We start from the raw sequence: 22,282 nt of genomic DNA on the forward strand, positions 1-22,282 counted from the left end.
CGGTATGCCGGGCCAGGCCGCCGACTCCTTGCGCAGTGAAATGCAAAAACCTCTGCTTGCGGCCCAGGAGCTGATCAAGGCGCAAAAATACGAGGAAGCGCTGTCCAAGCTCAAGGAGGCCGAAGCCATTCCCGAACCGAACGACTACGAGAGCTTCCTCCTGGCTCAGTTGCGCGGTGTCGCCGCCGGCGGCGCGGGAGATTACGCGATCGCTGCGAAATCCTTCGAGGCCGTACTCAAATCCGGACGCATCGCGCCGGCCGAACGGCCCAAGTTCATCCAGCAGACGGCGATTTTCTATTACAAGGCGAAGGACTACCCCGCCTCTGCCAAGTGGTTCGATGCCTATTACAAGGAAGGCGGCACCGACCAGGAACTGCACACGATCCACGGCCAGGCGCTGTTCCTGGCCGGCGATTACGCCGCCTGCATCGCCACGATGCAGTCCGTGATCGCCGCCAGCGAGGCGGCCGGCCAGCCGCCCGTGGAGAACCAGCTCAACGTCCTGGCCAACGCCTACCTGAAGCAGAAGGATTTCGTCGGCTATGCCTCGACCCTGGAGAAGCTGGTCGTCCATTACCCGACCAAGGAGCGCTGGGCCGACCTGATCAACCAAATCTCCAGCAAGCCCACTTTCTCCAGCAATCTGAGCCTGGATGCCGGTCGGTTGCGTCTGGTCACCGGCAACGTGCGCGGCCCTGGCGATTACATCAACCTGGCCCAGGCCGCCCTGGACTACTTCCCGGCCGAGGCCCGCAAGATCGTCGAGGAAGGCTTCACCCAGAATGTGCTCGGTACCGGTCCCGACGCCAAGAACCATCTGGCGTTGCGCGACAAGACCAACAAGGCCACGGTCGCCGACCAGAAGGCGCTGGCTTCCGACGAGAAGAAAGCCGCGAAAACCAAGGATGGCAACATCCTGGTCACCATCGGTTTCAACTATGTCACCCATGGCGCCACCGACAAGGGCATCGCGCTGATGGAACAGGGTATCCAATTGGGTGGCGTCAAAGCCCCCGACCATGCCAAGCTCCATCTCGGCATCGCCTATCTCCAGGCCGGCCAGAAGGACAAGGCCATCGCCGCCTTCGAGTCCGTCAAGGGCAACGACGGCAGCGCCGACTTGGCTCGCCTGTGGACTTACCACATCCGGCAGACCCAGAAATAAGCAGCATCATCCCATCGCTGCCCCTTCAAGGAGGGGCAGCGATGCTTCAACCTCACAACCGAACATGAACAGCAAATTCGACTACACCGGCAAGGTGGTGCTCGTCACCGGCGGCACCAAGGGCATCGGCCGCACCTTCGCCGAAAGCTTCCTCGAGGCCGGCGCCACCGTGGTGGTGTGCGGCCGCAACGCACCGGAGACCCTTCCCACCCACGGCGGCAATGTCGCCGAATTCCTGCCGCTCGATGTCCGCGACGCCGATGCGGTGAATGATTTCTTCGCTCAGATCATGGCCCGCCACGGCCGGCTCGACGTGGTCGTCAACAACGCCGGCGGCGCGCCCCCCACCGATGCCGCCACCGCTTCACCGCGTTTCCACGAGAGCATCATCCGTCTCAACCTGATCGCCCCGTTGCACATTGCGCAGAAGGCCAATGCAATCATGCAGGCGCAGGACAGCGGCGGCGTCATCGTCTTCATCGGCAGCATCGCCGCCCACCGTCCATCTCCCGGCGTGGCGGCCTACAGCGCGGCCAAGGCGGGCGTTGTCCATCTGGTCCGAACCCTGGCCTTCGAATGGGCGCCCAAGGTGCGCCCGGTATCGATCAGCCCCGGCCTGGTTCGCACCGAGGAGACGGATCGGCTCTACAGTGGCGACGAAGCCGGTGTCGCGGCGGTGAACGCGACGATTCCGATGGGACGCATGGCCAATCCCGAGGACATTGCCAACGCCTGCCTGTTCGTCGCATCCCCCATGGCGCAGTACATCAGCGGCGTCGATCTGCTGATCCATGGCGGCGGCGAAAAGCCGGCCTATCTCGAAGCCTGGGGAGCGGAAAAAGCCTGACCCCCATTGAGGAACAAGGCAATCACGGATTTGACCGGCGGACGGAGGACCTATAGAATCCGCCGCCTTCGGGGTGTAGCGCAGTCCGGTAGCGCGCTTGCTTTGGGAGCAAGATGTCGGGGGTTCGAATCCCTCCACCCCGACCACGATGCCGCGCTTTTCCACATCGACTTCAGGCCGCCCGTAGCTCAACCGGATAGAGCACCGGCCTTCTAAGCCGGGGGTTAGGGGTTCGAGTCCCTTCGGGCGGGCCAACATGCCTCGCGGGCCGCCATCATTGTCGGTCCCGCCCGAGCAATGTCGCCCGGCGGGACAAATACTACCGCTCAGCAATAACGCTGCAAGGCGCTTTCCAGTTTCGAGCGCACCGCCTCGCGCAGCTCCTCGGGCCCTTCCACAGCGACATCGGCACCGTAGCGGAGAATGTCGGCGGCGAGTTCCCGCATGTCACTGTACGGAAGGTCCAGCAGGTAGCTGCCGTCGTCCAGAAACCGGCCTTTCTGTCGCGGATGCCACCGCTCCGCCGCGACCCAGCGGGCCCGCTCGGGAGTGAAGCGCAGACGAGCCCAGGCCACCCGCCGGCCGGAGAAAATTCCATAGCCGGCGCCCAGCACGGCGTCCAGCGTCTTTTCACTGATGGCCTTGGCCGGCACATCCACCAGTTCCACGCGCTGGATGGCGTCCACGGCAAAACTGCGCAATTCGTTGCGCAAATGGCACCAGGCGTCCAGGTACCAGTTCTCCCGATAATGGACCAGGCGCTGGGGCGAGACTTCCCGCTCCGTCGTCTGTCCGCGGCCCCGCGTGTAGTAGCTCATCAGCAGGCGCTTGCGGCGCAACAGGGCGGAACCCACCACCGCGAAATGCTCCAGGCCGGGAGGACGGGACGCCATACCGATGACCTTGATGCGCTTCTGGATTTCATCGCTGGCCCCTTCCTCGGTGTCCAGCAACGCCCGCAAGCGGGTTTTCAGAGGTTCGATATGGGGCGCCAGCAGGCCGCCGCTGTCGATGCCGGAGAGGAGGTGCTGCATGGTCAACAGCGCGTGGATCTCCGAGGCGTTGAACCACAGGCCCGGCAGCTCGTACTGGGCATTGCCCGAGGCGGGCGCCGTCTCGAAACGATAGCCGCGCAATTCCCGGTCCCAGACGATGGGCGCGTGCAGGCGATTGCGCAGATACTCCAGATCGCGCTTGATGGTGGCGCGGGAAACCCCCAGCGTCTCCTCGAGGACCGAAAAGGAGACGACCCGGCGCTCGGTAAGCAGTTGATCGATCTTGTAGAAGCGCTCGGTTCGATCCATGGCGCCGCTCAGTCAGGAGAGACCGGCCACCAGGTCCGAATAGATGTCGTCTACCGACTCCAGGCCCACCGCGATGCGGATCAGTCCTTCGCCGATGCCCGCCGCCGCTCGGGCCTCCGGCGAAATGCGGCCATGGGTGGTCGAGGCCGGATGGGTGATCGTGGTCTTCACGTCGCCCAGGTTGGCGGTCACCGACAGCATCCGGCAGCCGTCCACCACGCGCCAGGCCTCGGCCCGCGCACCCTTCACTTCGAACGACACGATCGCGCCGCCGGCCTTCTGCTGGCGCATCGCCAACTCATGCTGGGGATGCGACGCGAGCCCCGGGTAGAACACCCGTGCCACACCGGGATGGGCCTCCAGGCGGCGCGCAAGTTCCAGCGCGCTGGCCGACTGGGCCTTCATCCGCAGGTTCAGCGTTTCCAGACCCTTGAGGATGACCCAGGCGTTGAAGGGTGAAAGCGAGGGGCCGGCGGTGCGCAGGAACTTGAACACCTCCTCCATTTCGGCCTTGCGGCCGCAGACCGCGCCGCCGATCACCCGCCCCTGGCCGTCCAGGTACTTGGTGGCGGAATGGATCACGATATCGGCGCCCAAATCCAGCGGACGTTGCAATGCCGGCGTGCAGAAGCAGTTGTCGACCGCCAGCAGCACCCCCTTGTCGTGCGCCACCGCGGCCAGGGCAGCGATATCGACCACCTCGGTCAGGGGATTGGAGGGGGTCTCGGCAAAGATCAGGCGGGTATTCGGACGAATCGCGGCCCGGTAGGCCTCGATGTCGGTGGCCGGCACATAGCGGGTCTCGACGCCGAAACGGGCGAGGATGTTGTCGAACAGCTGACGGGTCGCGCCGAATATGCCCTGGGAGGAAACGATATGGTCGCCGGCCTTGAGCAGCCCCATCGTGGTGGCCATGATCGCGGCCATGCCGCTGGCGGTGGCGATGCAGGCCTCGGCCCCCTCCAGAGCGGCCAGGCGGTCCTGGAACATCGTCACGGTGGGGTTGGAAAAGCGGCCATAGACATAGCCCTCCTCCGCGCCGGAAAAGCGCGCCGCGGCCTGTGCCGCGCTGTCGAAGACGAAGCTGGAGGTCAGATACAGCGCCTCGGTGTGTTCGTTGAACTGGCTGCGCTCCTGGCCCGCCCGGATCGCCAGGGTCTCGAGATCGTATGCGTCTTTCACGGTGGTATCAGTCCGATTGCACGAGATTCAGGTCGAGTTGATTGCCTTCGCCGTCATCGTCGCTCTTGCCGATTTTTTCCCGGGCCGCCTCGATACCCTCCAGATAGGCATCGGAGATGTCGCCCGTCACGTACTGGCCATCGAAGCAGGAGGTCTCGAAATGGGCCAGGGCCGGATTGAGCTCCCGCACCGCGGCCTTCAGTGCATCGATGTCCTGGTAGATCAGGCCGTCGGCGCCGATTTCGCGGCAGATTTCCTCGTCGCTGCGGAAGGAGGCGATCAACTCGCTCCGGGTCGGCATGTCGATGCCATAGACGTTGGCGTAGCGCACCGGCGGCGAGGCCGAGGCGAAATACACCCGCCTGGCGCCGGCATCGCGGGCCATCTGGATGATCTCCTTGCTGGTGGTGCCGCGCACGATGGAATCGTCCACCAGCATCACGCTCTTGCCGCGGAACTCCTGGGCGATGGCGTTGAGCTTCTGCCGCACGGATTTCTTGCGGCCAGCCTGGCCGGGCATGATGAAGGTGCGGCCGATATAGCGGTTCTTGACGAAGCCCTCGCGATAGGGGAGATCCAGGCGGCGGGCCAGTTCCATGGCTGCCGGACGGGAAGAATCGGGGATCGGGATCACCGCGTCGATTTCCAGATGGGGCATGGTGTGGCGGATCTTGTCGGCCAGGAACTCCCCCATCTTGACCCGGGTTTCGTAGACCGAAACGCCGTCCATCAGCGAATCAGGGCGCGCCAGATAGACGTACTCGAACATGCACGGCGCATGGACGGTCTTTTCCGCGCACTGCCGGCTGACGAAATGGCCCTGGGTGTCGATCAGGATCGCCTCTCCCGGCTCCACGTCGCGCAGCACCCTGAAACCCAGCGTGTCGATCGCCACGCTCTCCGAAGCCACCAGATACTCGGGGCCATGCGCGGTATCGTTGCGACCGATGATCAGGGGACGAATACCGTAGGGATCGCGGAAGGCCAGCAGCCCGTAGCCGGCGATCATGGCGACGACCGCATAGGCGCCCTTGATGCGCCGCTGGACCCCTTTCACGGCCTGGAAAATGGTTTCCGGATCGACTTGGTAGCGGTTCTGCGACGCCACCTGCAACTCGTGCGCCAGCACATTGAGCAGCACCTCCGAATCGGAGTTGGTGTTCATGTGGCGCAGGTCCTGGAGGAACATGTCCTGCTTCAGCTGCTCGGCATTGGTCAGGTTGCCGTTATGGGCCAGCATCAGCCCAAAGGGTGAATTGACGTAGAAGGGCTGTGATTCCGCGGCGCTGTAGGCGGAACCGGCGGTCGGGTAGCGGCAGTGGCCGATGCCCCAGTTGCCGATCAGATTGCGCATGTTGCGGGTGCGGAACACGTCGCGCACCAGGCCCGGTCCCTTGTGCATGTGGAAACGCCCGCCTTCGGCGGTGGCGATGCCCGCCGCGTCCTGGCCGCGATGCTGCAAGACCTGCAGGCCATCGTACAGCAACTGATTGACCGGCATGGTTGCCACCACCCCAATAATGCCGCACATACCGTCCTCTACTCTCAGTAATGAATTCGTTTTGCCAACTCAAGCGGCAGCCAGGGCCTGGATGCCAGCACGGCGACCTCCAGCGGCGGCGCCAAGACGGCCTGCCGCCACCATGGTTGCCGGGGCATGGCGGTCAGCCCTCCCAGCAGGACACCGACCAGCACCACCAACACGCCCCGGGCGACGCCGAATGCCGCGCCCAGGATTCGATCCGCGAAACCCAGGCCCACGGCATGCAACAGCTCACGCAAGGCCAAGCGCAGCATCGCCAGCACCAGCAGCACCGACACGAACACGACGGCAAACCCCGCGACATAGCGCAGACTCGGATCGGCAACGTAGCTGGTCAGAACGTCCGCAACCGCGCCGGCTCCGGCCCGTGCCGCAAAAAAAGCCACGACCCATGCAACCAGCGACAGCAATTCGCTGACGACGCCGCGCCACAGTCCCAACAATACCGAGGCCGCGACGACGACCAGAACGACATAATCAAAAGCGGTCACTATTTCTGCGCGATCGGACCATCGACACCGACAATGCGAATCTTGCGCAGCGATTTCTCGGCGGCCTCGCGGGAATTGAACGGCCCCGCGCGGACCCGGGTGCGCACCCCCTGGGGCGATTCGAACTTCTCCGTATAGGCCGGAACGCCCACTTCCTTCAGCTTGGAGAGCAGCAGCTTGACGTTGCCCGCCGACTGATAAGCGCCCAGTTGCACCACCCACTGACCGCTCGACTTGCCTTCCAGGGCGGCAGTCGCCTTCGCCTCCTCGACCTTCCTGTCGACGGCTTTCTCGGTGGGTTTGTCTAAAGACTTGCCCGCTTTGACTGGCGCGGATTCAGTGATTTTTTCCACGGGTTTAAGGGGCGGCGACGCAGCCGGCATGTCCTTGACGTTCGCTGCGGTCCCATCGGCGCGAGGCGCCGCGACCGGGGGCTCATCGCTTGCCGTCTCTGCGTTGCCGGCAGATATGTGCGGCGACGCAGCCGGGGCCGCGGGCGCCGGCCGGGCGGCCAGCGCGGCGCGGCCGCTCTGAGAGGGAATCAGGATTTCAGGAGTGTCCTGCGTCCCTGCTCCGGAGCGGACTCCGGGGCTCTGCTCCATGGTCAGGGACAGCACCACCACTCCGAACAGGGCGAGCGCGGCGGCCCCCACCAGGCGGCGGCGGGCACGCTTCTTCAAGTCGATGTCGGCGTCGGCAGATGCGTCGTTATTGGCCATGACTCAGAGAACATCGCGTTTGAGGGTACGCAGCACGTCCGCTACGGTAAGGAACGATCCGAAGGCGACGATTCTATCATTTTCACCTGCCTGCTCGAGCGCATGAGACATGGCGGCGCCGGGCGTCGGGAAGGCCGGCAGCGGCCCGGCCACGCCGGCTGCCGTCAAGGCCTGGATCAACTCCTCGGCGCTGGCGGCGCGCGGCCCCTCCAGGGAGCAGGGCAGCCAGCGCGTGATGCGATTCCGCAACGGCTCGATGACCGCCGCGATGTCCTTGTCGTGCAGCATGCCGAAAACGCCCCAGGTTTCCGGGTGGAAAGCCATGTCGCCCAGATTTCCCGCCAGCACCCGGGCCGCCTGCGGATTGTGCGCCACGTCGAGGACGATGGTGGGCCGGCCCGGCAACACCTGGAAGCGCCCGGTCAATTCCACCTCGGCCAGGCCGCGCCGGATGTCCTGCATCGCCACCGGCAGTGCTTCGCGCAAGGCATCCAGGCAGGCCAGCGCCACGCTGGCGTTACCCAGCTGATTGGCGCCGCGCAGGGCTGGGTGGGCCAGGCCGCTGCGCTTGCCGGCGCGGCCCCAGTATTGCCATTGCTGTTCCTGGCGCCGATAGCCGAAATCCCGGCCGATCAGTTGTAGATCCGCCCCCAGTGCGGCGCCATGCTCCAGCAGCGACCGCGGCGGCTCGGGGTCGCCACAGACCGCCGCCCGGCCCGGCCGAAAAATGCCGGCCTTCTCGAAACCGATGGCTTCCCGGGTGTCGCCCAGATACACCATGTGATCGAGATCGACGGTGGTGACGATCGCGCAGTCCGGTTCGTAGATATTGACCGCGTCGAGGCGTCCGCCCAGGCCCACTTCCAGGATCACCGCATCCAGCCGGGCGGCGGCGAACACTTCCCAGGCCGCCAGGGTGCCGAATTCGAAATAGGTCAGCGGCGTGTCGCCCCGCGCCGCGTCCACCCGCGCGAAAGCCTCGCACAGCGGTGCGTCGGCCACGGGCCGGGCATCGATGCGCACCCGCTCGTTGTAGCGCAGGAAGTGGGGGGACGTGTAAAGGCCGACCCGATAGCCGGCGCACAACAGGATGCGTTCCAGCATGGCGCAGGTGGAGCCCTTGCCGTTGGTTCCCCCGACCAGGATCACCGGACAGGACTGGGACTGCCCCAGGGCCGCCTTCACCGACCGCACGCGGTCGAGACCGAGGGCGATGGTCTGACCGTGCTGGCGCTCGATATGTGCCAGCCAGTCGTCCAGCGTCCGATGCATCAGGCGGCGGCGGGCTGGCGCTGGAGCAGGCTGATCAGCGAAACCAGGCGGTCGCGCAATTCGCGGCGATCGACGATCATGTCGAGGGCGCCTTTTTCCAGCAGGAACTCGGCGCGCTGGAATCCCTCGGGCAGGATCTGCCGCACCGTCTGTTCGATCACCCGCGGACCGGCGAAGCCGATCAGGGCGCCCGGCTCGGCGATCACCACGTCCCCCATGAAGGCGAAGGAGGCGGAGACGCCGCCCATGGTGGGATCGGTCAGCACGGTGATGAAAGGCAACTGGTGATGGGCCAGCTGGGTCACGGCCGCCGTGGTCTTGGCCATCTGCATCAGGGAGAACAGCCCCTCCTGCATCCGCGCGCCGCCCGAGGCGGTGATGCAGACGAAGGCCGCCTGCTGCTCGATCGCGGCCTTGACGCCGCGCACGAAACGCTCGCCCAGCACCGACCCCATGGAACCGCCGAGGAACTCGAACTCGAAGCAGGCCACCACCACCGGCAGGCTCTTGATCGCGCCCTGCATCACGACCATGGAGTCGGTCTCGCCGGTGTCATCCACCGCCGCCGCCAGCCGGTCGGGATAGCGCTTGCTGTCCTTGAATTTGAGGGAATCCACCGGCAGCACCTCGCTGCCGATCTCGAAGCGGCCCTCCGGGTCCAGCAACTGATCCAGCCGGGCACGAGCCCGCACCCGGTGATGGAAGCCGCACTTGGGGCAGACGCTCTGGTTGCTTTCGAGATCGGTGCTGTAGAGCACCGCCTCGCACGCCGGACACTTGCACCACAGACCCTCTGGGATGGCCTTGCGCGAGCTTTCCGAATTGCGCTTGATTTTCGGCGGCAGCAGCTTCTGAAGCCAGCTCATGAGGTTGCTTCCTTCTTGTCCATGGCATCCCGGATGCCTTGTAGAAATGCCTCGACACGGGCCGGTGCCTGGTCGCGGGGCGCTTGTTCGATTTCCTCGATGATGCGGCTGCCGATCACCACGGCGTCGGCCACGGTGGCGATGCGCGCCGCGCTGGCGCCGTCGCGGATGCCGAAGCCCACGCCGACGGGCATACCCACGTGCCGGCGGATTTCGGGGATCCGCGCCGCCACGGCGTCCAGGTCGAGATGACCGGCGCCGGTGACGCCCTTGATGGAGACGTAATAGATGTAGCCGCTTCCCGCCACGGCCACCTCGGCGCAGCGCGCGTCGGAGGAAGTGGGCGCCAGGAGGAAGATCGGATCCAGCCCGGCGGCCTTCAGGCGCTGCGTGAATTCGCCGCATTCCTCCGGCGGATAGTCCACCACCAGCACGCCGTCGACTCCCGCCTCCCGCGCGTCCTCGACGAAGGCATCGGCGCCGTAGGCCTCGATCGGATTGGCATAGCCCATCAACACCACCGGCGTGCGCTCGTCGCCCTTGCGGAACTCCCGCACCATGCCCAGCACGACACGCAGCGACACCCCGTAGGAGAGCGCCACTTCGGAGGCGCGCTGAACGGTGGGACCGTCCGCCATGGGATCGGAGAACGGCACGCCCAGTTCGATGATGTCGGCGCCCCCCGCGACCAGTGCCTGCATCAGCGGCAGGGTCCGGCCGGGCTCGGGGAATCCGGCGGTGATGAAGGGGATCAGAGCCTTGCGGCCCGCGCCGTCGAGGCGTTCAAAAGTGGCTTGGATTCGGGACATTCAGGCCTCCCGCCGGGCCATCCCAAGGGGAGCCTGAGCCCCCTCGGAGGACAGCGAACGAAGTGAGCGTGGGGATTTCATTTCAAAATTGGATGCCGGACTTCTCGGCGACGGTATGCATGTCCTTGTCGCCACGGCCGGAAAGATTGACCAGCAATACCTTGTCGCGGGGCAGGGTCGGCGCCAGCCTGGCGGCATGGGCGATGGCATGGGAGGACTCCAGGGCCGGGATGATGCCCTCGATCCGGCACAGGTCATGGAAGGCCTGGAGCGCCTCGTCGTCGGTGATGGTTGCGTATTCGGCGCGGCCGCTGTCCTTCAGCCAGGCGTGCTCGGGGCCGACGCCCGGATAGTCGAGACCGGCCGAGACCGAGTGCGTCTCGATGATCTGGCCGTTCTTGTCCTGCAACAGGTAGGTGCGGTTGCCATGCAGCACGCCGGGCCGGCCGGCGGTCAGGGAGGCCGAATGCTTGCCGCTTGCCAGGCCGAGGCCGGCTGCCTCGACGCCGATCAGGCGCACGTCCGCCAGCGGAATGTAGGGATGGAAGATGCCCATCGCGTTGGAGCCGCCGCCGACGCAGGCGATCACCGCATCGGGCTGGCGCCCGGCCAGTTCCGGCATCTGCTGCCTGCATTCGTCGCCGATCACCGCCTGGAAGTCGCGCACCATCATCGGATAGGGATGGGGGCCGGCGACGGTGCCGATGATGTAGAAGGTGTTGGCGACGTTGGTCACCCAGTCGCGCATCGCCTCGTTCAAGGCGTCCTTGAGCGTCTTGGAGCCGGACTCCACCGGCACCACCGTGGCGCCCAGGAGCTTCATGCGATAGACGTTGGCGGCCTGGCGCTTGACGTCCTCGCTGCCCATGTACACCACGCATTCCATGCCGTAGCGGGCCGCCACCGTGGCGGTGGCCACGCCGTGCTGGCCGGCGCCGGTCTCGGCGATCACCCGCGGCTTGCCCATGCGCCGTGCCAGCAGCGCCTGGCCGATGCAGTTGTTCACCTTGTGGGCGCCGGTATGGTTGAGGTCCTCGCGCTTCAGGTAGATCTGGGCGCCCCCCAGCAGCTCGGACCAGCGTTTGGCGTGGTAGATCGGGCTGGGGCGGCCGACGTAGTGCTTGAGTTCGTATTCGAACTCGGCGCGGAAGGTCGGATCGGCCTGGGCGGCGGCATAGGCGTCGCGCAACTCGGCCAGGGCGGGAATCAGCGTCTCGGCGACGAAGACGCCGCCGTAAGGACCGAAATGGCCGCGCGCGTCGGGAAATTGGTACGAGTTTTCAGGCATCTGCATCTTTCACGGCCGCGACGAAGGCGGCGATCCTGGCGGCATCCTTGATGCCCTTGGCCGACTCGACGCCGCTGCTCACATCCACCGCCCAGGGTCTCGAACCGCGGACCGCGGCGGCGACGTTCTCCGGCTGCAGCCCCCCGGAAAGAATCAGGGGCAAGGGCAGTTCCCGGGGAATCAGCGTCCAGTCGAAGGTTTTGCCCCCCCCTCCATAGCCTTCGACATAGGCATCGAGCAGCAAGGCTCGGGCGGAGGGAAACGACCGGGCGAATTCTACCAGATCGAGTTCCGGCCTCACCCGCGCCACCTTGACGAAGGGGCGGCCGAACTGGCGGCAGTAGTCGTCGTCCTCGTCGCCATGGAATTGCAGCAGATCCAGGTCGACTTCTTCCAGGATCGAGCGGACCCGGGCGGGATCCTCATTCACGAACAGGCCGACCCGGGTGACGAACGGCGGCACCCGGCGGGCCAGCGCCTGCGCCGCTGCCGGGGCCACGGCGCGCGGGCTGGGCGGATAGAACACCAGTCCGACGGCGTCGGCACCCGCCGCCACGGCGGCATCCATATCGACGGGCCGCGTCAGGCCGCAAATTTTGATCCGGGTTCTCGACACGCTCAGGCCAGGAATGATGGCGGGGACGCGATGATACGCCCCCCGTTGGGCAGATTCCAATCGGGCGCGTAGTCCACGCCGGTGAAGTAGAGCCCGTCCGGCATGAAGGTCGGGGCTGCGCGGGTTCGGTCGCGACACGCCAGCAGTTCGCCGATCCAGTCTGGAGGTTCCTTGGCGTAGCCCACCCAGAGCAGGGAACCGACGATATTGCGCACCATGTGATGCAGGAAGCCGCTGGCGCGCAACTCGAACAACAGGTATTCACCCTGGCGGTGCACCCGGGCCTGATGCAGGACCTTGACCGGGGAACGGGCCTGGCACTCCGAGGCCCGGAAGGAACTGAAATCGTGCTCGCCCAGCAGCAGGCCGGCAGCCTCCGCCATGGCCTCGGCATTCAGTGGCCGGTGATACCAGCCGACGCGCCCGTGCTGCAATGCCGGGCGCACCGGATGATTGTGCAGCACATAGGCGTAGCTTCTGGCCTGGGCGGAAAAACGGGCATGGAAGTCCTCGGCGACCGGCTGCGCCCAGCGCACGGCGATCGCCGGCGGCAGATGGGTATTGACGCCGCGCACCCAGGCCTGCAGCGGGCGCTCGGCCCGGGTATCGAAATGCGCAATCTGGGCCAGCGCGTGCACCCCGGTGTCGGTCCGTCCCGCGGCATGCACACCGACCGGCTCGCCGGCGATGGTGCTCAAGGCCCGCTGCAGATGGTCCTGCACGGTCCGTCCGTGCGGCTGGGACTGCCAGCCATGGAACGCCATACCGTCATATTCGACACAGAGCGCGAATCTCATCTCCACCCCTGGTAGAGCAGGCAGGCCAGCAGCCCGCCCAGAAACAATCCATCGGTCCAGCGCCAAGGACCTGTCGCCAGATGCACCGAGCCGCGGCCGCGCGAATCGTCATCCGGCCGCAATAACGCCCGCCAGCCTGGATGGCGCTTTTCCGCCACATACTCCAGTGTCAGCATCAAGCGTACCGCCATGGCGCGGCGCTGTATGCCGAGCCATCCCAAGGGGGCCAGGAGGGTATACAGCCCGGCCACGATCCGGCCATGGGACAGTCTCGACAACAGCAGCGCCAGCAAGGCGATGATGGCCAGCAGGCGCGCGACATGCTCGACGGCCATTGCGGCGCCTTCCTGCGTGATGCCCAGGCGCCCGCCGATTCCCGGCAGAAAGACGCCGGGCGTCATCCAGAGAAACAGCACGGCCACCGAGACCAGCAGCCAGCGTATGCGCCGCAGCATGACGCGCAGCATGGCGGCATCCGCCCACAGCGCCACGATCGACGCCAGAACGGCCATCAGCGCGATGCCGGCGGGATCGAGTCGCTGCAGCGCGAAAATCCCGGCTCCCCAGGCGAGCAGCAGGCTGGACGGATGAAACATGGGAATGCCGCAAAGGCGGGGCGAAAGCGCAGAAAGCGCCCCGCCTGCCGGATCAGCCAAGCCGGGCGAGCTTGTCGCGGGCAAGCGCCTGTTGCGACGGGCTGCCTTCGTGGATCACTTCCTGGAACAGCTCCCGCGCGCCATCCGTGTCGCCCATCTCCTCGTAGGCCTGGGCCAATTCCAGCTTGGTGGCCGCTTCGGGATTGTCCGGCGTCGTCTCGCCGCCAGCGAGATCGGGCAACGGAGGAGCCGGCTCCTCCGCAAGAGATGCCGCGGGTCCGTCAAGGCCGAGATCAAGGTCGATGTCGGACAAATCCGGCAGCGGCGCCGCCGGCTCGGTCTCGCGCGCCAGGGCGGGAGCGGAGGCCGAAGTACTTTCCGGCTCGAAATTGTCCAACTCCAGGTCGAAGTCGAAATCCAGCGCTGGCGGTTCGGCCTCACCTGCGGCCTGAGCGGCCGGGGGCGATTCCGCAGCGGGGAAAACCAGGGGCTCCGCCGCTTCCGTGCCGGGATCCAAGTCGAAGTCGATGGATTGCGCCTCGGCCGCCGCCTCGCCGACCGGGACCTCCGGACTCACCGCAGGTTCGGGCGTGGGTTCGGGTGCGGGCTCAGGCGCCGCCGCTTCCGCCGGCGACCCCAGATCGAAATCGAAGTCGAGCGCGTTCGACTCCACCACGGCGGCGGCGGGCGCCTCGGGCTCGGGAGCCCGCGGAACGGCGCTATCCGGTCCGCCCAGATCGAAATCGAGGCTTTCCACCTCGTCGCCCACATGCCCCGCCACCGCATCCAACGGTGCGGGAGACGGAATTGCCGCCTCTTCCGCGGCCCCCAGGCCAAGATCGAAATCGAGACTGGCAATCTCGTCCGCGGATGAAGGAATGGCCACATCGACCGCATCGGTCTCGGCGGCCTCGGCGGTATCAGCCGCTTCCTCCGCCGGCGACACCCGAACCTCATCCAACGCTACGGCGGGTTCGGCCTGCGGCGCGCCCAGGTCAAGATCGAAATCAAGTGCCTGCGGCAACTCCTCCTGCTGCGCGGACTCCTGCGCCGGCATGGTCTGCGCTGCCTCGGGCGCCGCACTTTCCTCGGATTCCGGAACCGATGCCGGCTCGCCATACAACGGATTCGATGGGTCGATGGTGCGGCCGAGAGCGACGGCCTTGGCCCACTCGTCCCCCACGCCGCCGGTCTGGGCATGCAGGTCGGAAGCCACGGTATTGAACTGGGCAACGGCCATGCGGCTGGCGTAGACGTCCAGCAGCTTGAGATGGACCGCGAGCCGGGAAGGATCCTGCTTCAAGGCATCCAGCAGGATTTCCTCGGCCTGGGTATCCCGACCATAGGCCAGATACACGTCGGCTTCCTGCACCGGATCGATGGCGTCGTGGGCATCGGCGCCAGCGGCGGCCTCCAGGCCAAAGTCGGTGACTGCGCCGGCGGCGCCGGTATCGATGCTGGCTCCACCACTGGCGCTGAATACCGAACTGGCATAGACGGAACTGCCGGCCACGGATGACGGCGCGGCCGCCTGCGCACGCTTGCGCTGCCAGCCACGGAATCCGAAATAACCGGCCAGCAGGGCGATCAGGCCGCCGCCGCCCAAAACCAGCGGCTGATTCTCCTCGATGAAGCTGGGTTCATGAATCGCGGGCGGCGCTGGTTTCTTGGCCGGCGGCTGGGATTTGGCCGTCTGGGGTCCGCTGCTGCCTGGAGCGGGCGCCGGTTTTTCGACCGCGGGCGCCTTCGTCTGCGCAGCGGTGGGCTGGGCCGGCTCGGGCGCTTTGACCGGCGCAGCCTTCCTGGGCTCGGCCGGCGTGTGCTTCCCGGCCTGGGCCTGCTGCTGCGCGCCGGCGGCGGCCTGGCTTTTCATTTCGGCCAGCTTTTTCAGGTCGGCCAGATTCTTTTCCAACTCCGCAACGCGGCTCTGCGCATCCTTCAGTGCTTTATCGCGAACGGCGGCGCCTTCCTCGCTTCCAGCCTTGGCGGTTCCGCCGGCCTTGGCGGACTCGGTGCGCGACACCTGCAGCCTGTCCTTGCCGGCGGGCGTCGGCGCCCTGTCCTCGACCTTGGGGGTGATCTTTCCGGCCACGGCCTGCCGCGGAGCCTCTTCCCTGGCCGCTGGACCAGCGGCGGCCGCGGCCGCCAATTTCTTGCGATACGCATCGAAATCCACCGACTGGGCGACCACGATGCCGCGGGCCTCGGTTGCCGAGGTCGCCGCGATGTCGTCGGCGCTGGGCAGGGTGAGGATTTTGCCGGCCTTCAGGCGGTTCATGTTGCCGCCATCGAAAGCATCCGGATTGCCACGGAACAGCGCCACCAGCATCTGGTCCAGGCTCACACCCTCCGGCTTGCTCTCGATGGCGATCCGCCCCAGTGTATCGCCGCGTTTCACCAGCCGCTCCTCGCCGGCCGCGGCCGGCGCCGGCTGAGTCCGGGACTCCTCCCGGACTTTGCGGCTTGGCGCGACGGCACTGGGCACGGGCCGCTCCATGGCCGGCGCCGAACTTCTGGCGGGTTCCTCGCGCCGCGCTTCCGGCACCGCCACGGGCGCCGCCGCGGCTTCCTGGGGGCCGGACTTCAATTCCGGCGGATCCAGCAGGAAAGTGTATTCGCGCACCAAGCGCCCCGCCGACCAGTTCAGCTCGACGAGAAAGTCGAGGAATGGATCGCCGATCGGACGGTCACTGCTGATGCGAAAATAAGGCTGGCCGCCGGCGCGCTTTTCGAGGGTGAAATACAAGCCGCTCAAAACGGAGTTGTACTCGATGCTTGCCTGCCGAAAAGCCTCCGGGGGCGCCACACGGGCATGAAGCGAACTCAATTCGTCCGCCTCCGCGCTCACCTCGAGTTCGGCACGCAGCGGCTGCCCCAGGGAAGAAAGCACCGTCAATTTTCCCAGCCCCGCCGCCTGAGCGGCCAAAGGCATGGCCATGACGGCCGCGGCGAGAATCGACTGTTTCAGGCTCGTTTGTTTTTTTGGCACGGCGCCCCCCCATGGGGATACTTTTGGCGGCATTCAAAATAACATCATGATGTTAGCGATGCAAGCTCATCTGACTCCTTAGCATGCCGTATGAGGGGCGGTGGCGTCAGTCCAACAAAATACGCAGCATCCGGCGCAAGGGTTCAGCGGCGCCCCACAGCAACTGGTCGCCCACCGTGAAGGCGGACAGATACTCCGGACCCATGGACAGTTTGCGCAGCCGGCCGACCGGCACGGAGAGCGTGCCGGTGATGGCGGTGGGCGTCAGCTCCTTCATGGTGACCTCGCGCTGATTGGGCACCACCTTGGCCCAGGCGCTGTGGTTCGCCAGCATGCCCTCGATCTCGTCCAGCGGCACATCCTTTTTCAGCTTGATGGTCAGTGCCTGTGAATGACAACGCATGGCGCCGATGCGCACGCACAGGCCATCGACCGGGATCGGATTGCTCCCCAGTCCGAGGATCTTGTTGGTTTCCGCGCTGCCCTTCCATTCCTCGCGGCTCTGGCCGTTGCCAAGATCCTTGTCGACCCAGGGGATCAGCGAGCCCGCCAGGGGCACGCCGAAATTGGCGGTCGGGAATTTCTCGTCGCGCAGGATGCCGGCCACTTCCCGGTCGATCTCGAGAATCGCGGAAGCCGGGTCGTTCAGCAGGGACTGCGCCACCCGATGGGCCTCGCCCATCTGTTGCAGCAGTTCGCGCATGTTCTGGGCGCCCGCGCCGGAAGCCGCCTGGTAGGTCATGGAGGTCATCCAGTCGATCAGACCGGCCTGGAACAGACCGCCCAGGCCCATCAGCATCAGGCTGACGGTGCAGTTGCCGCCGATCCAGTTGCGCCCGCCCTTGCCCAGGGCATCCTTGATCACGTGCTGATTCACCGGATCGAGAATGATCACGGCGTCGTCCTTCATGCGCAGGGTGGATGCGGCATCGATCCAGTGCCCGTTCCAGCCGGTCTGCCGCAGCTTGGGAAACACCTCGGTAGTGTAGTCGCCGCCCTGGCAGGTGATGACGATGTCCATCGCCCGCAAATCGTCGATGCTGTGCGCATCCTTGAGCGGCGCGCCGCCGGCTTCCTCGGGCCCTTTGCCGCCGACGTTGGAGGTGGTGAAGAACACCGGCTCGATCAGGGGAAAGTCACCTTCCTCGCGCATGCGCTGCATGAGGACCGAACCCACCATGCCGCGCCATCCCACCAGACCCACTTTTTTCATGATCAACTCTCTTTTCGAAAAATCAAAGGGCCGCCAGCACGGCGTCGCCCATTTCGCGAGTACCCACGGTACGCATGCCCGCCTCGGCGATGTCGCCGGTACGGAACCCCTGGGCGAGAACCTTCTTCACGGCGGTCTCGATACGATCGGCCGCCTCGCCCTGATTGAACGAATAGCGCAACATCATCGCGGCGGAAAGGATCGTCGCCAGCGGATTGGCGACGCCCTTGCCGGCGATGTCCGGCGCCGAGCCGTGGATCGGCTCGTACAGCCCGAAATTGTTCTCGTTGAGGGAGGCCGACGGCAGCATGCCGATCGAGCCGGTCAGCATCGAGGCTTCATCGGAGAGGATGTCGCCGAACATGTTGCCGGTGACGATCACATCGAACTGCTTGGGATTCTTCAGCAACTGCATGGCGGCATTGTCCACATATTGATGCGACAGCTCCACGTCCGGGTAGTCCTTGGCCATATCGACCACCACTTCGCGCCACAGCTGCATGGTGTCGAGCACATTGGCCTTGTCCACCGAACACAGCCGGCGGTTGCGCTTGCGCGCGGCGTCGAAGGCCACGTGCGCCACGCGACGGATCTCGGATTCCGAATAGCGCATGGTGTCGAAGCCCTCCCGCTCGCCGCTCGGCAGCGTGTGGATGCCGCGCGGCTTGCCGAAATAGATGTCGCCGGTCAGTTCGCGGACGATCATGATGTCCAGTCCCGCGACCACCTCGGGCTTCAGCGTCGAGGCATGGACCAGTTCCGGATAGACCAGGGCCGGCCGGAAATTGGCGAACAGGTTCAGTTCCTTGCGCAGCCCCAGGATCGCCTGCTCCGGGCGCAGTTCCCGCGGCAGGGCGTCCAGCGTGAAGTCGCCGACGGCGCCGAACAGGATGGCATCGGCGCCCTTGACCAGTTTCAGCGTCGACTCGGGGAGTGGGTGGCCGGCGGCTCGATAGCCGGCGCCGCCCACGGGCGCCTCCTCCAGCTCGAACTTCAGGCCGTCGCTGGCCATGGCCGTCAGCACGCGCACCGCTTCGGCGGTGATTTCGGGACCGATGCCGTCACCGGGCAATACAGCAATCTTCATGGTCGTCCTCTCAGGAAAACGATGGGCCGCCCCGAGTTTTCCAGCCCCTTGAGGGGAGATCGCCGCAACGCGGCGATTCGGGGTGGGCGTTCAATGATGTCAGGCGAACAGCCAGGGCTGCTCGATGCGGCGCCGGGCTTCGAATTCACGGATCTGGTCGGCCCGGCGCAAGGTCAGACCGATGTCGTCCCAGCCGTTCAGCAGGCATTCCTTGCGGAACGGATCGATGTCGAAGCCGATGGTCCGGCCATCGGGACGGATCACCCGCTGGGCGGGCAGATCGATCGTCAGCTGGTAGCCGGGCGTGGCCTCCACCTGGGCGAACAGCTCATCCACTTCGGCCGCCGGCAGGCGCACGGGAAGCAGGCCGTTCTTGAAGCAGTTGTTGAAGAAAATATCGGCGAAACTGGGGCCGACCAGGGCGCGAAAACCGTAATCTTCCAGCGCCCAGGGCGCGTGCTCGCGAGAGGAACCGCAGCCGAAGTTTTCGCGCGTCAGCAGCACCGAGGCGCCCTGGTAGCGCGGCTGGTTGAGCACGAATTCCGGATTCAAGGGACGGCCGGCATTGTCCATGCCCGGCTCGCCGTGATCCAGGTAGCGCCACTCGTCGAACGCGTTGGGACCGAAGCCGCTGCGCTTGATGGACTTGAGGAACTGCTTGGGGATGATCGCGTCGGTATCCACGTTGGCCCGGTCCAGGGGGGCGACCAATCCCTGATGCACATTGAACGCACGCATTACTTCACCGCTTTCTGGATGGCCTCGCCACCTTTTTCGATATCCCGGCCGATCCCTTGCACGGTATTGCAACCGACCAACCCCAGCGCCAGGACAAGCAGCACGAAAGACAGACGCTTCATGGCATTTTCCTCACTCAAGCCAAGTCCCGCACCGCGGCGAAATGGCCGGCAATCGCCGCCGCCGCCGCCATCGCCGGGCTCACCAGATGGGTGCGGCCGTTATTGCCCTGCCGCCCTTCGAAGTTGCGATTGGAAGTGGAGGCGCAACGCTCACCGGGCTCCAGCCGGTCCGCGTTCATGGCCAGGCACATGGAGCACCCCGGCTCGCGCCATTCGAAGCCGGCGGCGGTAAATACCTTGTCGAGACCCTCCGCTTCGGCCTGGCGCTTCACCACGCCGGAGCCGGGCACCACCAGCGCCTGCTTCACATTGGCCGCCACATGCCGTCCCCGCGCCACCGCCGCCGCCTCCCGCAGATCCTCGATCCGCGAGTTGGTGCAGGAACCGATGAAAACCTTGTCGATGGCGATCTGGCGGATCGGCGTACGGGGCTCCAGGCCCATGTACTGCAGGGCGCGCGCCACGCCTTCGCGCTTGACCGGATCGGCGAAATCCTCGGGCGCCGGCACCGCGCCGTCGATGTCCGTCACCATTTCGGGTGAGGTTCCCCACGTCACCTGGGGTTTGATCCGGGACGCGTCGAGTTCCACCACGGCATCGAAACGGGCGTCCGGATCGGACACCAGGGTACGCCAATAGGTCACCGCCTTGTCCCAGACATCGCCCTTGGGCGAGAGCGGCTTATCCTTCAGGTAGTCGATGGTGGTCTGGTCCACGGCGACGAAACCCACCCGTGCGCCGGCTTCGATCGCCATGTTGCAGACGGTCATGCGCCCTTCCATCGACAGGCCGCGAATCGCCGAGCCGGCGAACTCGATCGCATAGCCGGTACCGCCGGCGGTGCCGATCTTGCCGATCAGGGCCAGAACGACGTCCTTGGCCGTCACCCCTGCGCCCAGCGCGCCGTCCACCCGCACCAGCATGGTCTTGGATTTCTTTTGCAGCAGGCACTGGGTGGCCAGCACGTGCTCCACCTCGGAGGTGCCGATGCCATGGGCCAGGCAGGCGAAAGCGCCATGGGTGCTGGTATGCGAGTCGCCGCAGACCACCGTCATGCCCGGCAGGGTGGCGCCATTCTCGGGCCCGACCACGTGCACGATGCCCTGCCGGAGATCGCGGAAGGGGAAAAAGACCAGCGCCCCCACTTCGCGGATATTGGCTTCCAGGGTCTCCACCTGCTGGCGGGAAACAGGATCTTCGATCCCCTTCTCCCAATCCTTGGTGGGCGTGTTGTGGTCGGCCGTGGCGACGATCGACGACACTCGCCAGGGCTTGCGGCCGGCCAGCTTGAGCCCCTCGAAGGCCTGGGGACTGGTGACCTCGTGGATCAGGTGCCGATCGATGTAAAGGAGCGCCGTGCCGTCCTCTTCGGTATGGACGACATGGTTCTCCCAAAGCTTGTCGTATAGCGTCTTCGACATAGGAATGCGCTCGAATCAGGGGAAGTTCCGATTATGTCACAGCTCGCCATTGCGGCGCAGCATGCTCACTGCGGACGCAAACCCCGCAGCACCATCCACAGCCCGCCCGCCGCGAACGTCGCCGCGATGGTGTAGGTGGGGCCCGCGCCGAGCGCTTCCCAGGCATAGCCGGAAAACAGCCCGCCGATCAGGCCGCCGGCGCCGAAGGAAGCGCTGCTGTAGAGCGCCTGCGCCCGGGCCTGCTGCCGGGCCGGATACCAGCGATTGAGGGCGGCCACGGCCGCCGCGTGACAGGCGCCGAAGGTGGCGCCATGCATCACCTGGGCCAATGCCACCGCCAAGGGAAAGTCGATGGCCCAGCCGATCAGCAGGAAGCGCAGCACCGCGATGGCGAAGCTGGCCGCCAGGATGGTCCGCACCGCAAGCCGGCGCATCAAGCGCGGCATCGCCAGAAAGACCAGGATCTCCGCCACCACGCCCAGCGCCCAGAGCGCGCCCACGGCGGTCTTGGCGTAGCCGTGATCCACCAGGTGGATCGAATAGAACACGTACAGCGGCGAATGGGCCGCCGACATCATGAAGCAGGCGGCAAGCAGCGCCAGCATTTCCGGGTTGCGAAATCCGCCCGCCAGCGCTTCACCCGCTGGATGGGCGGCTCCCGCCGGGGCCTCGGCGAGTTGCAGCGAACTGACCGCGGCGGTTCCCAGGATTCCCAGGCAGATCCAGATCAGGGAGGAGATGGGCATCCAGTCCAGCGCCAGGCCCACACCCTGTACCGTCAGGATGAAACCGATCGAGCCCCACAGACGGATGCGCCCGTAACGCTCGATCCGGTGCTGGAGATGGGCCAGGGTCAGCGCCTCGACCAGGGGCAGGGAGGCGCTGCCGAAAAAGGCGAAGACCACGATGACGGCAAGGAAGCTCCAGAAATCGGAGGCTCCCAGAATTCCGGCGAAGGCGACCAGGGTCGCGCCCATCGCGTACCTGACCACCCGTGCCCGGGTGCCCCAGCGATCCGCCAGCCAGCCCCAGAAATTGGGCGCGACCAAGCGCATCACGGGATACAGGGAAAGCAGCACGCCGATGTGCCAGGCCGATATCCCGACGGATTTGAGATACAGGCCGAAGTAGGTATTAAAGGCGCCCAGGAACGCGAAGTAGCAGAAATACCAAGCGGAAAGCGGCCAGAAACGAGTGTTCAAGACACGAGCCGC

General features: G+C 65.9%; 21 protein-coding genes and 2 tRNA genes. 4 read left to right on the top strand and 19 right to left on the bottom strand.

Annotation, left to right across the window (positions count from 1 at the left end; translation table 11 throughout):
• Nucleotides 1-40: 40 nt before the first annotated feature.
• The 4 genes from B9N43_RS07510 (at nt 41) to B9N43_RS07525 (ending at nt 2,269) form a co-directional block, all read left to right on the top strand.
• Nucleotides 41-1,168, top strand: a complete 1,128-nt coding sequence (locus tag B9N43_RS07510; protein ID WP_145841668.1) for a tetratricopeptide repeat protein — start codon at nt 41-43, stop codon at nt 1,166-1,168.
• Between the two features lie 64 nt (nt 1,169-1,232).
• On the top strand, nt 1,233-2,015 hold the full coding sequence (locus tag B9N43_RS07515) for an SDR family oxidoreductase (RefSeq protein WP_145841669.1): 783 nt from the start codon (nt 1,233-1,235) through the stop codon (nt 2,013-2,015).
• A 69-nt stretch (nt 2,016-2,084) separates the two neighbouring features.
• Nucleotides 2,085-2,161 (top strand) — tRNA-Pro (locus B9N43_RS07520).
• Nucleotides 2,162-2,192: 31 nt separating this feature from the next.
• Nucleotides 2,193-2,269 (top strand) — tRNA-Arg (locus tag B9N43_RS07525).
• A gap of 72 nt (nt 2,270-2,341) precedes the next feature.
• Here the strand turns inward: B9N43_RS07525 and B9N43_RS07530 are convergent.
• The 19 genes from B9N43_RS07530 to B9N43_RS07620 all read right to left on the bottom strand — a co-directional run bounded on the left by B9N43_RS07530 (nt 2,342) and on the right by B9N43_RS07620 (nt 22,270).
• Nucleotides 2,342-3,319: a helix-turn-helix transcriptional regulator gene (locus tag B9N43_RS07530; protein ID WP_145841670.1), complete on the bottom strand. Its 978-nt coding sequence runs from the start codon at nt 3,317-3,319 to the stop codon at nt 2,342-2,344.
• 12 nt (nt 3,320-3,331) lie between these two features.
• Nucleotides 3,332-4,501 (bottom strand): O-succinylhomoserine sulfhydrylase, encoded by a 1,170-nt coding sequence (locus B9N43_RS07535; protein WP_186454027.1) that lies wholly within the window; start codon nt 4,499-4,501, stop codon nt 3,332-3,334.
• Between the two features lie 7 nt (nt 4,502-4,508).
• Nucleotides 4,509-6,032: an amidophosphoribosyltransferase gene (gene purF / locus B9N43_RS07540; RefSeq protein WP_145841672.1), complete on the bottom strand. Its 1,524-nt coding sequence runs from the start codon at nt 6,030-6,032 to the stop codon at nt 4,509-4,511.
• A gap of 14 nt (nt 6,033-6,046) precedes the next feature.
• On the bottom strand, nt 6,047-6,535 hold the full coding sequence (locus B9N43_RS07545) for a CvpA family protein (protein WP_145841673.1): 489 nt from the start codon (nt 6,533-6,535) through the stop codon (nt 6,047-6,049).
• Nucleotides 6,535-7,254 (bottom strand): SPOR domain-containing protein, encoded by a 720-nt coding sequence (locus tag B9N43_RS07550; protein ID WP_145841674.1) that lies wholly within the window; start codon nt 7,252-7,254, stop codon nt 6,535-6,537. Before B9N43_RS07550 ends, B9N43_RS07545 begins: the two co-directional genes overlap by 1 nt.
• 3 nt (nt 7,255-7,257) lie before the next feature.
• Nucleotides 7,258-8,526: a bifunctional tetrahydrofolate synthase/dihydrofolate synthase gene (gene folC, locus B9N43_RS07555; RefSeq protein ID WP_145841675.1), complete on the bottom strand. Its 1,269-nt coding sequence runs from the start codon at nt 8,524-8,526 to the stop codon at nt 7,258-7,260.
• Nucleotides 8,526-9,392 (bottom strand): acetyl-CoA carboxylase, carboxyltransferase subunit beta, encoded by an 867-nt coding sequence (accD, locus tag B9N43_RS07560; protein ID WP_145841676.1) that lies wholly within the window; start codon nt 9,390-9,392, stop codon nt 8,526-8,528. The genes folC and accD overlap by 1 nt, the downstream gene beginning before the upstream one ends.
• Nucleotides 9,389-10,201: a tryptophan synthase subunit alpha gene (gene trpA, locus B9N43_RS07565; protein ID WP_145841677.1), complete on the bottom strand. Its 813-nt coding sequence runs from the start codon at nt 10,199-10,201 to the stop codon at nt 9,389-9,391. Before trpA ends, accD begins: the two co-directional genes overlap by 4 nt.
• Nucleotides 10,202-10,283: 82 nt before the next feature.
• Nucleotides 10,284-11,489, bottom strand: coding sequence for a tryptophan synthase subunit beta (gene trpB / locus B9N43_RS07570; protein ID WP_409994728.1), 1,206 nt, complete (start codon nt 11,487-11,489; stop codon nt 10,284-10,286).
• Nucleotides 11,482-12,105: a phosphoribosylanthranilate isomerase gene (locus tag B9N43_RS07575; protein ID WP_145841679.1), complete on the bottom strand. Its 624-nt coding sequence runs from the start codon at nt 12,103-12,105 to the stop codon at nt 11,482-11,484. Before B9N43_RS07575 ends, trpB begins: the two co-directional genes overlap by 8 nt.
• Nucleotides 12,106-12,107: 2 nt before the next feature.
• On the bottom strand, nt 12,108-12,902 hold the full coding sequence (gene truA, locus B9N43_RS07580; RefSeq protein ID WP_145841680.1) for a tRNA pseudouridine(38-40) synthase TruA: 795 nt from the start codon (nt 12,900-12,902) through the stop codon (nt 12,108-12,110).
• Entirely contained in the window at nt 12,899-13,498 is a 600-nt protein-coding gene (locus B9N43_RS07585; protein WP_145841681.1) for a CbiQ family ECF transporter T component, read from the bottom strand. Before B9N43_RS07585 ends, truA begins: the two co-directional genes overlap by 4 nt.
• Nucleotides 13,499-13,550: 52 nt before the next feature.
• Nucleotides 13,551-16,487 carry a FimV/HubP family polar landmark protein gene (locus B9N43_RS07590; RefSeq protein ID WP_186454028.1) on the bottom strand — a complete coding sequence of 979 codons (2,937 nt, stop codon included), beginning with the start codon at nt 16,485-16,487 and terminating at the stop codon, nt 13,551-13,553.
• Between the two features lie 106 nt (nt 16,488-16,593).
• Nucleotides 16,594-17,700, bottom strand: a complete 1,107-nt coding sequence (asd, locus tag B9N43_RS07595) for an aspartate-semialdehyde dehydrogenase (protein WP_145841683.1) — start codon at nt 17,698-17,700, stop codon at nt 16,594-16,596.
• A 22-nt stretch (nt 17,701-17,722) separates the two neighbouring features.
• The gene (gene leuB, locus B9N43_RS07600; RefSeq protein WP_145841684.1) at nt 17,723-18,787 is read right to left on the bottom strand and encodes a 3-isopropylmalate dehydrogenase; all 1,065 of its coding nucleotides are present in this window, start codon (nt 18,785-18,787) and stop codon (nt 17,723-17,725) included.
• 99 nt (nt 18,788-18,886) lie between these two features.
• Nucleotides 18,887-19,525: a 3-isopropylmalate dehydratase small subunit gene (leuD, locus tag B9N43_RS07605; RefSeq protein WP_145841685.1), complete on the bottom strand. Its 639-nt coding sequence runs from the start codon at nt 19,523-19,525 to the stop codon at nt 18,887-18,889.
• A complete protein-coding gene (locus B9N43_RS07610) occupies nt 19,525-19,647 on the bottom strand; it encodes an entericidin A/B family lipoprotein (RefSeq protein WP_145841686.1) in 123 nt (40 codons plus the stop codon). The genes leuD and B9N43_RS07610 overlap by 1 nt, the downstream gene beginning before the upstream one ends.
• Nucleotides 19,648-19,661: 14 nt before the next feature.
• Nucleotides 19,662-21,068, bottom strand: coding sequence for a 3-isopropylmalate dehydratase large subunit (leuC, locus tag B9N43_RS07615; protein WP_145841687.1), 1,407 nt, complete (start codon nt 21,066-21,068; stop codon nt 19,662-19,664).
• Nucleotides 21,069-21,133: 65 nt separating this feature from the next.
• Nucleotides 21,134-22,270, bottom strand: coding sequence for an MFS transporter (locus tag B9N43_RS07620; protein ID WP_261379419.1), 1,137 nt, complete (start codon nt 22,268-22,270; stop codon nt 21,134-21,136).
• Nucleotides 22,271-22,282: the final 12 nt, after the last annotated feature.

Origin of the sequence: Denitratisoma sp. DHT3 (assembly GCF_007833355.1) — a bacterium.
Lineage (GTDB): Bacteria > Pseudomonadota > Gammaproteobacteria > Burkholderiales > Rhodocyclaceae > Denitratisoma.

What these genes read in the sequence shown, in the direction of transcription:
- trpB (WP_409994728.1), bottom strand. Translation starts at nt 11,489, where the DNA reads ATGCCTGAAAACTCGTACCAATTTCCCGACGCGCGCGGCCATTTCGGT.
- B9N43_RS07585 (WP_145841681.1), bottom strand. Translation starts at nt 13,498, where the DNA reads ATGTTTCATCCGTCCAGCCTGCTGCTCGCCTGGGGAGCCGGGATTTTC.
- folC (WP_145841675.1), bottom strand. Translation starts at nt 8,526, where the DNA reads ATGCATCGGACGCTGGACGACTGGCTGGCACATATCGAGCGCCAGCAC.
- B9N43_RS07515 (WP_145841669.1), top strand. Translation starts at nt 1,233, where the DNA reads ATGAACAGCAAATTCGACTACACCGGCAAGGTGGTGCTCGTCACCGGC.
- asd (WP_145841683.1), bottom strand. Translation starts at nt 17,700, where the DNA reads ATGAAAAAAGTGGGTCTGGTGGGATGGCGCGGCATGGTGGGTTCGGTC.
- B9N43_RS07610 (WP_145841686.1), bottom strand. Translation starts at nt 19,647, where the DNA reads ATGAAGCGTCTGTCTTTCGTGCTGCTTGTCCTGGCGCTGGGGTTGGTC.
- leuB (WP_145841684.1), bottom strand. Translation starts at nt 18,787, where the DNA reads ATGAAGATTGCTGTATTGCCCGGTGACGGCATCGGTCCCGAAATCACC.
- accD (WP_145841676.1), bottom strand. Translation starts at nt 9,392, where the DNA reads ATGAGCTGGCTTCAGAAGCTGCTGCCGCCGAAAATCAAGCGCAATTCG.
- B9N43_RS07510 (WP_145841668.1), top strand. Translation starts at nt 41, where the DNA reads ATGCAAAAACCTCTGCTTGCGGCCCAGGAGCTGATCAAGGCGCAAAAA.
- truA (WP_145841680.1), bottom strand. Translation starts at nt 12,902, where the DNA reads ATGAGATTCGCGCTCTGTGTCGAATATGACGGTATGGCGTTCCATGGC.
- trpA (WP_145841677.1), bottom strand. Translation starts at nt 10,201, where the DNA reads ATGTCCCGAATCCAAGCCACTTTTGAACGCCTCGACGGCGCGGGCCGC.
- B9N43_RS07530 (WP_145841670.1), bottom strand. Translation starts at nt 3,319, where the DNA reads ATGGATCGAACCGAGCGCTTCTACAAGATCGATCAACTGCTTACCGAG.
- leuD (WP_145841685.1), bottom strand. Translation starts at nt 19,525, where the DNA reads ATGCGTGCGTTCAATGTGCATCAGGGATTGGTCGCCCCCCTGGACCGG.
- leuC (WP_145841687.1), bottom strand. Translation starts at nt 21,068, where the DNA reads ATGTCGAAGACGCTATACGACAAGCTTTGGGAGAACCATGTCGTCCAT.
- B9N43_RS07550 (WP_145841674.1), bottom strand. Translation starts at nt 7,254, where the DNA reads ATGGCCAATAACGACGCATCTGCCGACGCCGACATCGACTTGAAGAAG.
- purF (WP_145841672.1), bottom strand. Translation starts at nt 6,032, where the DNA reads ATGTGCGGCATTATTGGGGTGGTGGCAACCATGCCGGTCAATCAGTTG.